Below are 13,578 nucleotides of genomic sequence, written 5' to 3'. Positions count from 1 at the left end.
GGAGTACTCGGACACGGAACTGGAAGCTCGCAGATGCGGTGTATTTAAACCCGGAACGCCCTGAAATTAGGGGCGCAACGGGCTAACAACTGTAGGAGCAAGGCGACAGGTACCTTGACACGTACCGAAACGCCAAAAATAAGTAAGCAAAAAAAGGCTCGCCCCGAGCGTCCGGCCCCTCGCTTAGGCTCGGCGTTCCTTCGTTCCGGTATTCATCCGGGGGCATCGCCTCCGGTCGGCTTCGCTTCGACCTCCTCTCGATGTGTTCGACTTCGTCGAACGGCGCTGCGCGCCCACCCCCCGGATGAACACCTCCACTCAGCCTCCCGATGGGGCGGGTGGATCAAGGTCAAGAGCTGCAGGCGAGCTAACGCTCGGCCTGTTGAGTGATGGGAAGCGAAAGGTGTGCGCCTGGTCTGCTTTTGATTCTGTAGGAGCAAAGCTTGCTCGCGATGGCGGCCTGTCAGCCGACCCATCCTGGCGGGTGAACACCAATCCCTTGTGGGATCGAGCCTGCTCGCGATGGCGGTCTATCTACCAGCCAATCTCTCAAGGTTGACTCAACGACTTCGGGAATTACCGGAGGCTGCATTCTTTCGCTCATCTCTTAGGCACATGGTCCGTTTGAGGGATGCCCTCCGCCGCACGCATTGCTTGAATGCCGCTGTGGAGGCGAGCGCCGCTGGTGCTGCACACGCCCCGCTGCACGCGCGCCCCGGCGGATGGGGTGAACAGAGGAGAACAATAAAAATGCTCAACCAAGACCTGATTCGCCAGCGTCTGAGCCAACGTGCCCGCGAGCTGGTGCCGATCCTGCGTGAGCGCGCCCAGAACACCGCGCAAGCCGGCCAGCTGCCTGAAGAAACGCTGAAGGATTTCCACGACGCCGGGTTCTTTCGCATCCTTCAGCCATCACGCTGGGAAGGTTATGAACTGGAACCCAGGGACTTCTTCGAGGTGCAGATGACCCTCGCTGAAGGGTGCATGTCTTCGGCCTGGGTGCTGGGTGTGGTGGCGATACATAACTGGCAACTGGCGCTGTTCGATGACCGTGCGGCACAGGATGTCTGGGGCGCCGACTCCAGTGTGCTGATCTCTTCTTCCTATATGCCAGTGGGCAAGGTCGAGCGGGTCGAGAATGGTTTCAAGCTGAGCGGGCGCTGGGGTTTTTCTTCCGGCAGCAAGCATTGCGACTGGGTGTTCCTCGGGGCGTTGGTGCCGCCGGAAGAGGCGGGCGGGGCGCCGGATTACCGGACTTTCCTGGTGCCGCGCAGCGACTATCAGGTGCTCGACAACTGGAATGTCATGGGTCTGGAAGCCACCGGCTCCCACGACATCCTGGTGGAGAACGCCTTCGTTCCGGAGTACCGCACTCATCGGGCGTTCGACGGTTTCATGCAGGACAGTCCGGGTAACGCAGTGAACACCGCGCCGCTGTTCCGCCTGCCATTCGGGCAGATTTTTGTGCGGGCGGTGTCGTCCTCGGCCATTGGTGCCCTGCAAGGCGCGGTGGATCAGTTTGTCGAGCACAACCGCGCGCGGGTCGGGGTCAACGACGGTCGCAAAATGGTCCAGGACCCGGCCGCGCAATCCGTGCTGGCCAACGCCATGGTCTGCGTCGACGAGTGTAAAACCGTCCTGCTGCGCAACTTCGCTCTGATGATGCAACGGGCCCAAAGCGCAGAGCTGTTGAGCATGCCCGAGCGGGTGAAGATGCGTTATGACTCGGCGCTGGTGGCCGACAAGTGCGCCAAAGCGGTTGCCGACCTGATGTTCAACAGCGGCGCCTCGACCATCTTCCGCAGCCACGCAATCAACCGGGCATTCCGCGACATTCACACCGGCCGTGCCCACGTCGCGAACAACCCGGCCAAGTACGCCTGGAATCTCGGCGGGGTCAGCATGGGCCAGGACAGCAACGACTTTTTTCTCTGACTTTTCCCTTTGATTCAGCTAGTCCGTTTGCGTGATTCGAGCGCCCTGCCGATGCCCGAGCATGGGGGCAAGGCACAGGTCTCTGGCGCCGACTGCGCACCCAATCAAGACAAGGATCAACCATGAAATTTTCACTGATTTACGAAGCCCAGACGGTGGACTCCAGCCGCGAAGGCGACCGCAAGATTTTCGAAGATACCGTTGAGCAGGCTGTGCTGGCCGACAAGCTCGGCTTCGATACCTTCTGGTGCGTGGAACACACGGCGCTGAGCAACTACTCGCACATGTCCGCGCCGGAAACCATGCTGGCCTTCGTCGCTGGCAAAACCGAGCGCATCGGCATTGGCCACGGCGTGGTCTGCTTGCCGCCAGCGATGAACCACCCCGTAAAAGTCGCGGAACGCATCGCGACCCTCGACCTGTTGTCAAAGGGCCGCGTACATTTTGGCGTCGGCAAGGGTGGCACCCAGCAGGAGGCCGGCACCTTCGGTTATGACCTGGCCACGTTGCAGCCGCAGATCGACGAAATGATGTACCTGATCCCGAAAATGTTCGTGCAGGACGAAATCGAACACAACGGCGACTTTGTGCAGATCCCAAAACGACCGATCCATCCCAAGCCTTATCAAGACCCACACCCGCCGATGTACCTGGCCTGCACTAACACCGAGTCGCTGAAAAACGCCGGCGGTCGCGGCATGGGTGCACTGGTGCTGGGCTTCGGTGGCCCGGAAGAAATCGCCAAGAAAGTCGAGGTCTACCACGAGGCCTGGGACAACCGCGACGAGAAGAAACAGGTGGGTTTCCGTCCGAACCGTCACATCGCAGCCCTGTGCCCGGCCATCGTGTTGGAAAACAACGAAGAGGCGCGCCGCATCGGCATTCGTGGCCAGCGCTACTTCATGGAGTCGTTGGGTTACTGGTACGGCGGTGGCGAACGTCCGGACCCGGAGAAGTGGAAGGACGACACCTTCGTCGATGGCAACGGCCAGAGCGTGATCAAGTCGCGCTTCGCCTCGGAAGAAGTCAGCGTCGATTTTTCCGACCCGACCATGGCGATGATGAACCCCAACCACGCCTACGGCACCGTCGAGGATTGCATCAGTTACGTGCAGCGTCTGATCGACGCCGGCGCCGACGAAATCCTGTTCATCTGCCAGATGGGCACCGTGCCGCAATGGGCGCAACTGGAGACCCTGCGCAACATTGGCGAGAAAGTGATCCCGCATTTCCGTAAGGCTTAAAACCCACCACTTAAGCATCTGAACACCACATCACCCCTGTGGGAGCGGGCTTGCTCGCGAAGGCGGTCTTACATTCAACATCAATGTTGACTGATATGGCCTCTTCGCGAGCAAGCCCGCTCCCACATGTTTTTATGCCTCCACCAATCATTTCCGCTAGTCCCATTGGACGATGTTGCCCCCGCTCAAACCCGCTTGAATAGCCCTGCATAAAGTCTCCCCCGGCAGCCGCCAAGTGCGGCGGGGCCTTAGAAAAAGAACGAGGAGTGCATCCATGGATATCCGTGGTCTGGGTTACGTCACCCTGTTATCCAGCGACCTGGCGCAATGGCGTCAGTACGCAAGCCAGGTGCTGGGCATGATGGTGGTCGGCAGCGACGATGATGAGCGGCTGTACCTGAAAATGGACGAGCGCCATTACCGCATTCTGGTGGAGAAAAGCGCTGAGAACGGCTTCGGCGCGTGCGGCTGGGAAGTGCCTGGCAAAGCGGCACTTGAACACGCCGTCAACGTTCTGGAACAGGCGGATGTGCAAGTTACCCGCGGCACCGTGGCCCAAGCCGAGGTTCGCAAGGTCCAGGAACTGGTGCACTTCAGCGACCCGGATGGCAATCGCCACGAACTGTTCTGGGGACCTCTGCAGGACTTCGCGCGCTTCGTTTCGCCGGTCGGGGTCAAGGGTTTCGTCACCAACGAATTGGGCATGGGTCACGTGGTACTGCCGGCGCCGAGCTTCGAGCGCTGCCGGGACTTCTACGAGCAAGTACTCGGTTTCGGACTGTCCGACCTGATGAAAGTCCGCTTCACCCCGGACCCGGCCGAGCCGCAAAAGCGCATCCACTTCCTGCACTGCAATAACGGTCGGCACCACTCGCTGGCAATTTTCGAGTGCCCGATGCCCTACGGCTGCGTGCACATGATGGTCGAGGTCAACTCGCTGGACGAAGTCGGTCGCGCTCTCGATCGCGTGCACGCCAACGGCGTGAAGCTGTCGGCCACCCTGGGTCAGCACACCAACGATCAGATGATCTCGTTCTACATCAAGACGCCGTCAGGGTTTGACCTGGAATACGGCTGCGATGGCCTGGTGGTCGATTGGGATCGCCACACACCTTTTGAAAGCACCGTGGTCAGCCACTGGGGCCACGACTTCAGTGTCGGTCGCCAATGAGGACGATGACGATGGACAAGCGAATGACCACGGCCGAGATGGTCGGCCAACTGCGTGACGGCATGACCATCGGCATCGGTGGCTGGGGGCCGCGGCGTAAACCCATGGCGTTGGTGCGGGAGATTCTACGCTCGGACCTCAAGGATCTCACCGTGGTCGCCTACGGTGGTGCGGATGTCGGCATGCTCTGCGCGGCTGGCAAAATCAAGAAGCTGGTATTCGCCTTTGTTTCCCTCGATTTCATTCCACTGGAACCGTACTTCCGCAAGGCACGCCAAGAGGCGGCGCTGGAGGTGATGGAGATCGACGAAGGCATGCTCCTGCTCGGTCTGCGGGCTGCAGCGATGAATGTGCCATTTATTCCGACGGCGGTAGGCCTGGGCACCGATGTGCTGCGGCACAACCCGCAGATCAAATTGATCGCCTCGCCCTATGCCGACGGCAAGGACTGGGTTGCCATGCCGGCGCTCAAACTCGATGCAGCGCTGATTCACGTCGACCGTGCCGATGCGCGGGGTGTCTGCCAGATCAGCGGCCCCGATCACTACATGGACGACCTGTTCGTACGTGCCGCGACTCACAGCTACGTGACCTGCGATGAACTGGTGGACAGCGAGTATTTCCACGCCGATGCCGGGCAAGCACATCAAGTGTTCTGGGAACGCAACCTGACCACCGCCGTGGCCCACGTGCCGGGCGGCGCGCATCCGTCTTCCTGCGCGCCGTTGTACGGTTTCGACGTGGCGCACTTCAAGGCTTACAACGCTTCAGCCCAGGCCGTCGATGGCTGGCAGGGCTACGTCCGGGACTACGTCGATTGCACCCACGAACAGTACCTGGACAAGGTCGGCGGCCTGGCTGCAATCCGCCAACTGCCGTTGCCGATTTTTTAAGGGAGCCTTGCGATGAGCACTACCACTTACAGCCTCGCCGAACTGATGATCTGCGCCGCCTCCGAAGCCTGGCGCGACGATGGCGAGGTTCTGGCCAGCGGCATCGGCGTGATCCCTCGGCTGGCCGCTTCTTTGAGCATGCTCAGCAGCAATCCGCAGCTGCTGATGACCGACTCCGAAGCCTACATGGTCGCCGAACCGGTGCCATTGGGCGCGCGAAACGGCTATCAGCCCAAGCGTGACAGCTGGATGGGATTCTCTCGGATTTTCGACAACGTGTGGGGCGGCAAGCGCCATGCGCTGGTCGGCCCGACCCAGATTGACCGCTTCGGCCAGGCCAACATTTCGTGCATTGGCGATTACGCCAAACCCAAGGCGCAAATGCTCGGTGTGCGCGGTTTTCCCGGCAACTCCATCAGCCACGCCAACTCCTTTTGCGTGCCCAGCCACAACCGTCGGGTGTTCGTCGAAGGCGAGGTCGATATGGTCGCCTCGGTTGGCTACAACCCGGCGCGTCTGGCGCGCGGCTGGTCGCTGGACGAGATCGATATCCGCCTGATCATCACTGACCTCTGCGTGCTGGATTTCCTGGGCCCGCAGCGGCAAATGCGGATTCGCTCGCTGCACCCCGGCGTGACGGTGGCCGAGGTTCAGGACAACACCGGATTTGCCCTGCATGTGCCGCAAGACTGCCCGATCACGACTGCCCCGACCGTCGAGCAATTGCAGCTGATCCAGCGCCTGGACCCGCACAACCTGCGTGCCAGCCAGCTCAAAGACAACCCGCCAGGCCAACGCTGAGCGCCCCCGTTTCGGAGAAAAGTGATGGCTGAACATAACGACAAGAACGAGGCCGACGTGGTGCTTTACGAGGTGCGCGGCGCGGTGGCCCTGGTCACCATGAACCGCCCCGAGTACCACAACGCGCAGAACTCGCAGATGACCTACGCGCTGGACGCGGCGTTTCGCCGGGCCTGCGACGACGATGAGGTGAAAGTCATCGTGCTGCGTGGCGCCGGCAAGCATTTCTCCGCCGGGCATGACATCGGCACGCCGGGTCGCGACGTCGATCAGACCTTCGACCGCGCGAGCCTTTGGTACGACCACACCAACAAGCCGGGCGGCGAATTTCTCTACGCCCGAGAGCAGGAAGTCTATCTGGGCATGTGCCGCCGCTGGCGCGAAATGCCCAAGCCGACCATCGCCATGGTCCAGGGGGCGTGCATCGCGGGCGGGCTGATGCTGGCCTGGGTGTGCGACCTGATCGTCGCCAGTGAGGATTCGTACTTCGCGGATCCGGTGGTGCGAATGGGCATTCCCGGGGTCGAGTATTTCGCCCATGTGCATGAGCTCAACCCGCGCATCGCCAAGGAATTTCTGTTCCTCGGCGAGCGCATGCCGGCGGCGCGCGCCTACCAGATGGGCATGCTCAATCGGGTGGTTGCCCGCGATCTGCTGGAACAGGAAACCCTCGACATCGCCGGACGCATCGCACAGATGCCGCGCCTCGGTCTGCAATTGAGCAAGCAGGCAGTCAACAACGCCGAAGACCTGATGGGCAAGCGCGCGACCATGGATATGGTCTTCGGCCTGCACCACTTCGCCCATGCGCACAATGAGCTGGTGTCGGGTGACCGACTCGGCGGATATGACGCCAAGGCCATGGCCCGTTCGCAACGCACCTCGGGCGGGGCGTGAGCATGGCGATCTCTTTGAATACCCGGCTGACCGAATTACTCGGCTGTCGCTATCCAATCATCCAGACCGCAATGGGCTGGGTCGCCGACCCGAAACTGGTGGCGGCCACCGGCAATGCCGGCGGCTTCGGTTTTCTCGCCGGGGCGACCATCGAGCCTCAGCGGATGGAGGCAGCAATCCTCGAAACCCGGCGTCTGACCGATCAGCCTTTCGGGGTCAATTTTCATATGTACCAGGCCAACGCCGCAGAGATCGTCGAGCTGGTGCTACGCCACAACGTCAGGGCGGTCAGCTATAGCCGTTCGCCCGGCAAGCAAATGATCAGCCGTCTGAAGGACGCCGGCGTGGTGTGCATCCCCACGGTCGGTGCCCTGAAGCACGCGCAAAAAGCCGTGGAAATGGGAGCCGATGCGGTCACCGTACAGGGCGGCGAGGGCGGCGGGCATACCGGGTCGGTGCCGACTTCGTTACTGCTCGATCAAGTGGTCAACGCGGTCTCGGTGCCCGTGGTGGCAGCCGGTGGTTTCAAGGATGGTAAAGGCCTGGTCTCAGCCCTGGCCTACGGCGCCGAAGGCATCGCCATGGGCACGCGCTTTCTGATGTGCGCCGACAGTCCGGTGCCGCAGGCGACCCTGTCGCGTTACCTCGCGGTCAACGATCCCGCGGCGATCATCATCAGTCGCGCCATCGACGGTATGCCGCAACGGATGATTCGCAACGAATTGCTCAACCAGCTTGAAGCCAGTGGTGGTCTCAAACGATTGTTACTGGCAGTCCGCAGTGGCTTGGCGTACCGCCGTCACAGTGGCATTAGCCTGACGCAACTGCTCACCAGCGCGCTGAAAATGCGTGGTAGCGGTGAGCTGACGGCCGCGCAAAGCATCATGGCCTCCAACGCTCCGATGGTGATCCAGAAAGCCATGGTCGACGGGTTACCCGCTGAAGGTGTACTGCCCGCCGGCCAGATCGCCGCGTCCATCGACAGCTTGCCCAGCTGCGCCCAATTGATTGAACAGATCGTCCGTGACGCCGAAGCGCGTCTGGGCGAGCTGTGCCGCCGTGTGTCGTGAAGGGGAAAGGCATGAAACCATTTAGCGTCAGTATCGATAACGGCATTGCCGAACTGGTGTTCAACCAGCCACCGGTAAACGCCTTCAATTGCCAGGGCTGGGCCGATATCGCCAGCGAGATCGAAGGCCTCGGTCTCGACGCCAGCGTGCGGGTGATCGTGATTCGCGCCGAAGGGCGCGGCTTCTGCGCCGGGGTCGACATCAAGGAACTGGCCGCCGACGGCAACCTGATCGTGGCGGTGAACAAAGGCAACTACGACAGCTTCAAGGCGATCCACCGCAATCCGAAACCGGTGATCGTCGCCGTACACGGCTTCGTCCTCGGCGGCGGCATCGGCATCTGCGGCGCGGCCGACATTCTGGTGGCTTCCGAGTGCGCCAGTTTCGGCGTGCCCGAGGTCGATCGCGGTGCCATGGGTGGCGGCGCGCATTTGCAGCGGCTGTTCCCGGTACAGAAGGTCCGTCACATGTACTTCACCGGCGAAATGATCGACGCCGCCGAGGCCTGGCGCCTGGGTGCGGTAGAGCGTGTGGTCAAGCGCGAGGACTTGCGTGAGGCCGCGTTGCAGATCGCCCGCACCATCGCCGCCAAGAGTCCGGCCATGATCAGCCTCGCCAAAGAAGCGCTGAGCGGTATCGAAGACGGCAATCTGGAAGACAAATATCGCTGGGAGCAGGGCTTCACGCTCGAGGCCTATCGCTCACTGGACTCACAGGAAGCACGCGACTCGTTCGTCGAGAAGCGCGATGCCCACTTCAACGGCTGAAGGCACTCTCATGGACCTGACATACACCCCGGCCCAGCAGGCCTTTCGCGCCGAGGCGCGGACCTGGCTGGCGGCCAATGTACCCCGCGAACCGCTGCAATCGTTCGACACCGAGCAAGGCTTTGCCGAGCACCGTGCCTGGGAAAACCGGCTTAACGACGGTCGCTGGGGCATGGTCACCTGGCCGATCGATCTCGGCGGGCGCGGTTGCGACTTGATCGAGTGGTTGATCTTCGAGGAGGAGTACTACCGCTCTGGCGCGCCTGCACGGGTTAACCAGAACGGCATCTTCCTGCTCGGCCCGACGCTGATGGAATACGGTAGCGAGGAACAGAAGGCGCGCTTTTTGCCGCGTATGGCCACTGGCAAAGACATCTGGGCCCAGGCCTGGTCCGAACCAGGCGCCGGCTCCGACATGGCGGCGATCCGCTCGCGCGCCGAACGGGTCGGCGACCACTATGTGATCAACGGCCAGAAAACCTGGTCGACTCGCGCCGTGTGGGCAGATTGGGTATTCGGCATTTTCCGCACCGATCCTCATTCACAGCGCCATCAGGGCCTGACGTTTATTCTGCTGCCGCTCGACAGTCCGGGGATCACGGTACGGCCGATTCCTCAGCTCAATGGCTTGCCCGGGTTCGCCGAGATTTTCTTCGACGACGTCAAGGTTCCGGTGGAAAACGCGCTGGGCGGCGAGGGCATGGGTTGGCATGTGGCGATGTCCACCGCCGGGTTCGAGCGCGGTTTGCTGCTGCGTTCACCCGCACGTTTTCAGGAAACCGCTCGGCGACTGGTACAGCTATACCAGGCCAACCGCGAGCAGGCTGATCGTGACCCGGCCATTGGCGAGTCGGTGATGCGCGCCTGGCTGGACGCCGAGGCTTACACCCTGAGCACCTACATGACCGCCTCGAAACTGGTGCAGGGCGGGAAGATCGGGCCGGAGTCTTCGACCAACAAAATCTTCTGGTCGGAACTCGATCAGCGCATGCACGACACCGCCATGAGCATTCTCGGCTTGCGTGGCGAGCTGCTGCCCGAAGCACCTGCTGCGGGCGATGTCGGCCATTGGCTGGAAGGTTTTCTGTTTGCCCAGGCCGGGCCGATCTATGCCGGCACCAACGAGATCCAGCGCAACATCATTGCCGAACGCATGCTCGGCATGCCGCGTGCCTGAGGAATAGACCATGGACTTTAGTTTCAGCCGCGACCAATTGCTGTTCCAGGACAACGTCAGAAGTTTTCTGATCAACGAGGTCACTCCAGAGCGCATTCGCGAATTGTGGCTCAGCGACAGCGGGCGCAGCGATCAGCTCTGGGCGCAATTGGTGGAGTTGGGCCTGACCGCGCTGACCGTTCCCGAAGAGCAAGACGGGATGGGTATGAATGAGCTGGACTTTATTTTGCTTGCTCAGGAATGTGGTTATGCCGGTCTGCCCGAGCCGCTGGTGGACACGATGCTGATCGGCGTGCCGTTGCTCGCCGCCCTTGATGAAAGCCACGCGGCACTCAAACAGCACTGGCTGGCGCGCGTCGCGGAAGGCCGCGCACGGTTGGCGATTGCCGAGCCGGGTAACCCGCTGGTCAGCGATGCTCATGTCGCCGATTTGCTGTTGCTGGCTCATGGCGATGAGGTGCATGCGGTCGAACCTGGCGCGGTGCGCCTGATCCGCAATGTGTCGGTCGATCCCAGTCGTCAGCTGTTTCAGGTCGACTGGACGCCGATGCCTGCCACTTGCGTGGCCGCTGGCGAACAGGGTCGACGCTTGTGGGCCGCCGCGTTTAATCGCGGCGCGCTGGGCTGTGCCGCGCAAATGCTGGGGCTGGCCAAGCGCATGGTCGACCTCGCGGTGGATTACACCTTTGAGCGCAAACAGTTCGGCAAACCGGTGGGGTCGTTCCAGGCGGTCAAGCATTTGATGGCCAACGTCGCGGTGCAGATCGAGTTCGCTAAAGGGCCGCTGTATCGCGCCGCCTATGCACTGGCCGAGCAGCAACCGGGACAGGAAGTGCTGGTGTCCCATGCCAAGTTGGCAACTTCGGAAGCCGCCATGCTCGCCGCGAAAAACACCATTCAGGCCCATGGCGCCATGGGTTACACCTGGGAAGTCGACCTGCATTTGTTCATGAAACGCGCCTGGGCGCTGGACAAGGTCTGGGGGGATCGCGGCCATCATAAAGGGCGAATCCGCGCGGCCTTGTTCGACGGCAATCCAGCACTGGGTGCTGGGAAAACTTTCTGACGGCGACTGTGCCTGACGTCAACATCTACCCTGAGGTACACCATGCCTGAAGCCTATATTGTCGACGCCCTGCGTACACCCACTGGGCGGCGCAAGGGTGGTTTGAGCCAGATTCACGCCGCCGACCTGGGCGCCCACGTCTTGCGTGCGCTGGTCGAGCGCAACGACATCCCCGATGACGATTACGACGACGTGATCTTCGGCTGTGTCGACACCATCGGTCCGCTGGCCGGGGACATTGCCCGCACCAGTTGGCTGGCCGCCGGCCTGTCGGAGGCGGTCCCCGGCACCACCATCGATCGCCAGTGCGGTTCGTCCCAGCAAGCGGTGCACTTTGCCGCCCAAGCGGTGATGAGCGGCACCCAGGATGTGGTCGTCGCCGGCGGCGTGCAAACCATGACCCAGATTCCAATTTCCTCGGCGATGATCGCTGCCGAACCGCTGGGCTTCAGTGACCCGTTCAGCGGCTCCGAAGGTTGGGTCCGGCGCTATGGCGCACAACCGCCAATTCAATTTCGTTCGGCGCAGATGATTGCCGAGAAGTGGGGGCTGACCCGCGAACAACTGGAAGCCTATTCACTGGAGTCCCATCAGCGGGCATTGCGGGCCATTGAGCAAGGGCGGTTCAACCGGGAAATCGTGCCACTGGCCGGAGTTCTGCACGACGAAACGCCGCGCCAGACCAGCCTGGCGAAAATGGCCGAACTGGACGTGCTGTTTGGCTGCGACCGGGTGACCGCAGCAGTGTCCAGCCAGACCTGCGACGCGGCCAGCGCGATGCTGATCGTTTCTGAAACAGCACTCAAACGCTACGGGCTGACACCGCGCGCGCGTATCCACCACCTCAGCGTGCGCGCCGAAGACCCGATCTGGATGCTCACCGCTCCAATCCCGGCCACCGCTTATGCACTCAAGCGAGCCGGGATGAAGCTTGAAGACATCGATCGGGTGGAGATCAACGAAGCCTTCGCGTCGGTGGCGATGGCCTGGCTCAAGGAAACGGGTTATCCCCATGAACAGACCAACGTCAACGGCGGGGCGATTGCCCTCGGCCATCCGTTGGGCGCCACCGGCACCCGGTTGATGTGCACGCTGTTGCATGAACTGGAGCGCAGCGGGGGACGCTTCGGCTTGCAGACCATGTGCGAAGGCGGCGGCCAGGCCAACGTGACGATTATCGAACGCTTGTAAGCGATGTATTTGAAGGGAGCAGGAACATGAAAATCTGTGAGAACCGCGTAGTGATCATCACCGGTGCCGGCGGTGGTCTGGGCCGGGCCTACGCGCGGGCCTTCGCCGCCGAGGGCGCTAAAGTGGTGGTCAACGATATCAATCGTGAAGCGGCGCTGGCCGTGGTCGGCGAAATTCTCGGGCAGGGTGGAAGCGCCGTGTCCAACAGCAACGACATCACCCGCTACGACGATGCGGCGTTGATCGTGCGCCAGGCCATAGAAACCTTTGGCGGCCTGGACGTGGTGGTCAACAACGCCGGCATCTGTCGCGACCGGATGTTCGCCAGCCTCACCGAAGCCGACTGGGATGCGGTGGTGGCCGTGCACCTCAAAGGCCACTTCTGTATCGCCAGCCACGCCGCGCGTTACTGGCGCGAGCAGGCCAAGGGGGGGGCGCAGCTGAGTGCGCGGATCATCAATACCAGTTCCGGGGCCGGTTTGCAGGGCTCCATCGGTCAATCCAACTATGCCGCTGCCAAGGCCGGTATCGCTGCGTTGACGCTGGTGCAGGCGGCCGAACTGGGTCGCTATGGCATAACCGTCAACGCCCTGGCCCCGGCCGCGCGCACCGGAATGACCGAGCAGGTGTTCGCCGATAGCATGAAAAAACCCGAAGAGGGCTTCGACTACTTCGCTCCGGAAAACGTTGCGCCGTTGGTGGTCTGGCTCGGCTCGCAAGCGTCCAGTGCGGTCAACGGGCAGATGTTCGAAGTCGAGGGCGGTAAGTTGTCGATTGCCGACGGCTGGCGTAGAGGTCCGGAACTGGACAGGCAAGGGCGTTGGGCGGTGGACGAGGTGGGGCAGGCGGTAGAGCAATTGATGGCCCGGGCAGTGCCGGCGGCGAAAGTGTATGGCAGCTGATGGGGCCGCCCTCTATATAGAAGGATTCGTTTTGCTCTTCTATATAGAGGAGAAACGGGCTGTTTTCCGGCGTTCTGCACGTGATTGATAGAAAAACTCAATTAAGGGTTGACGACAGATTCTGGAAGTCTATAATTCGCACCACTTCCGGCGCAGTCGAAACGGAAAACTCCTTGGTAAACAATGAGTTACGCAGTTTTCGGCAGCGAGTTGCTTCGGGTCATCGAAGCCCAGAAGGAGTCGGTCAGGCAGGGTGGTTTAGCTTGATGGACGATTCGATCTTCTCGGTCGAAAGCGGTGTAAAAGAGGTGTTGACAGCAGCGAGTAACGCTGTAGGATTCGCCTCCCGCTAACGAGAGATCGCAAGCGCAAGTGGTTGAAGTTGCAAAGGAAACTTTGAAAACTTCGGAAAATAACCGCTTGACAGCAACAGAGGCTGCTGTAGAATGCGCGCCTCGGTTGAG

The 13,578-nt window shown here is 61.5% G+C and carries 12 protein-coding genes; all 12 read left to right on the top strand.

The window, feature by feature from the left end; all coding sequences use genetic code 11:
* The first annotated feature begins 750 nt into the window (after nucleotides 1–750).
* Nucleotides 751–1,935, top strand: coding sequence for a flavin-dependent monooxygenase (locus CKW16_RS31405; RefSeq protein WP_095133602.1), 1,185 nt, complete (start codon nucleotides 751–753; stop codon nucleotides 1,933–1,935).
* Nucleotides 1,936–2,057: 122 nt separating this feature from the next.
* A complete protein-coding gene (locus CKW16_RS31400; RefSeq protein ID WP_095133600.1) occupies nucleotides 2,058–3,179 on the top strand; it encodes an LLM class flavin-dependent oxidoreductase in 1,122 nt (373 codons plus the stop codon).
* Between the two features lie 274 nt (nucleotides 3,180–3,453).
* Entirely contained in the window at nucleotides 3,454–4,350 is an 897-nt protein-coding gene (locus CKW16_RS31390; protein WP_095133596.1) for a VOC family protein, read from the top strand.
* Nucleotides 4,351–4,361: 11 nt separating this feature from the next.
* Entirely contained in the window at nucleotides 4,362–5,243 is an 882-nt protein-coding gene (locus tag CKW16_RS31385) for a CoA transferase subunit A (protein WP_095133593.1), read from the top strand.
* A gap of 12 nt (nucleotides 5,244–5,255) precedes the next feature.
* On the top strand, nucleotides 5,256–6,044 hold the full coding sequence (locus CKW16_RS31380; RefSeq protein WP_095133591.1) for a CoA-transferase subunit beta: 789 nt from the start codon (nucleotides 5,256–5,258) through the stop codon (nucleotides 6,042–6,044).
* Nucleotides 6,045–6,068: 24 nt separating this feature from the next.
* Nucleotides 6,069–6,941 (top strand): enoyl-CoA hydratase, encoded by an 873-nt coding sequence (locus CKW16_RS31375; protein WP_095133589.1) that lies wholly within the window; start codon nucleotides 6,069–6,071, stop codon nucleotides 6,939–6,941.
* A gap of 2 nt (nucleotides 6,942–6,943) precedes the next feature.
* Nucleotides 6,944–8,011, top strand: coding sequence for a nitronate monooxygenase family protein (locus CKW16_RS31370; protein ID WP_095133586.1), 1,068 nt, complete (start codon nucleotides 6,944–6,946; stop codon nucleotides 8,009–8,011).
* An 11-nt stretch (nucleotides 8,012–8,022) separates the two neighbouring features.
* Entirely contained in the window at nucleotides 8,023–8,778 is a 756-nt protein-coding gene (locus tag CKW16_RS31365; RefSeq protein ID WP_095133584.1) for an enoyl-CoA hydratase family protein, read from the top strand.
* A gap of 10 nt (nucleotides 8,779–8,788) precedes the next feature.
* Nucleotides 8,789–9,955 carry an acyl-CoA dehydrogenase family protein gene (locus tag CKW16_RS31360; RefSeq protein WP_095133582.1) on the top strand — a complete coding sequence of 389 codons (1,167 nt, stop codon included), beginning with the start codon at nucleotides 8,789–8,791 and terminating at the stop codon, nucleotides 9,953–9,955.
* A 10-nt stretch (nucleotides 9,956–9,965) separates the two neighbouring features.
* Nucleotides 9,966–11,021 carry an acyl-CoA dehydrogenase family protein gene (locus CKW16_RS31355; RefSeq protein ID WP_095133580.1) on the top strand — a complete coding sequence of 352 codons (1,056 nt, stop codon included), beginning with the start codon at nucleotides 9,966–9,968 and terminating at the stop codon, nucleotides 11,019–11,021.
* Between the two features lie 42 nt (nucleotides 11,022–11,063).
* On the top strand, nucleotides 11,064–12,212 hold the full coding sequence (locus tag CKW16_RS31350; RefSeq protein WP_095133578.1) for an acetyl-CoA C-acetyltransferase: 1,149 nt from the start codon (nucleotides 11,064–11,066) through the stop codon (nucleotides 12,210–12,212).
* Between the two features lie 26 nt (nucleotides 12,213–12,238).
* Nucleotides 12,239–13,114, top strand: coding sequence for an SDR family oxidoreductase (locus CKW16_RS31345; RefSeq protein ID WP_095133576.1), 876 nt, complete (start codon nucleotides 12,239–12,241; stop codon nucleotides 13,112–13,114).
* Nucleotides 13,115–13,578: the final 464 nt, after the last annotated feature.

Source organism: Pseudomonas sp. Irchel s3h14, assembly GCF_900187425.1.
Classification (GTDB): Bacteria; Pseudomonadota; Gammaproteobacteria; order Pseudomonadales; family Pseudomonadaceae; genus Aquipseudomonas.
Note: the sequence above shows the minus strand (reverse complement) of the source record. Positions and strands in the feature narration are given on the sequence as shown.

Coding starts and splice junctions, on each gene's coding strand:
- CKW16_RS31405 (WP_095133602.1), top strand. CDS start 751: ATGCTCAACCAAGACCTGATTCGCCAGCGTCTGAGCCAACGTGCCCGC.
- CKW16_RS31400 (WP_095133600.1), top strand. CDS start 2,058: ATGAAATTTTCACTGATTTACGAAGCCCAGACGGTGGACTCCAGCCGC.
- CKW16_RS31390 (WP_095133596.1), top strand. CDS start 3,454: ATGGATATCCGTGGTCTGGGTTACGTCACCCTGTTATCCAGCGACCTG.
- CKW16_RS31385 (WP_095133593.1), top strand. CDS start 4,362: ATGGACAAGCGAATGACCACGGCCGAGATGGTCGGCCAACTGCGTGAC.
- CKW16_RS31380 (WP_095133591.1), top strand. CDS start 5,256: ATGAGCACTACCACTTACAGCCTCGCCGAACTGATGATCTGCGCCGCC.
- CKW16_RS31375 (WP_095133589.1), top strand. CDS start 6,069: ATGGCTGAACATAACGACAAGAACGAGGCCGACGTGGTGCTTTACGAG.
- CKW16_RS31370 (WP_095133586.1), top strand. CDS start 6,944: ATGGCGATCTCTTTGAATACCCGGCTGACCGAATTACTCGGCTGTCGC.
- CKW16_RS31365 (WP_095133584.1), top strand. CDS start 8,023: ATGAAACCATTTAGCGTCAGTATCGATAACGGCATTGCCGAACTGGTG.
- CKW16_RS31360 (WP_095133582.1), top strand. CDS start 8,789: ATGGACCTGACATACACCCCGGCCCAGCAGGCCTTTCGCGCCGAGGCG.
- CKW16_RS31355 (WP_095133580.1), top strand. CDS start 9,966: ATGGACTTTAGTTTCAGCCGCGACCAATTGCTGTTCCAGGACAACGTC.
- CKW16_RS31350 (WP_095133578.1), top strand. CDS start 11,064: ATGCCTGAAGCCTATATTGTCGACGCCCTGCGTACACCCACTGGGCGG.
- CKW16_RS31345 (WP_095133576.1), top strand. CDS start 12,239: ATGAAAATCTGTGAGAACCGCGTAGTGATCATCACCGGTGCCGGCGGT.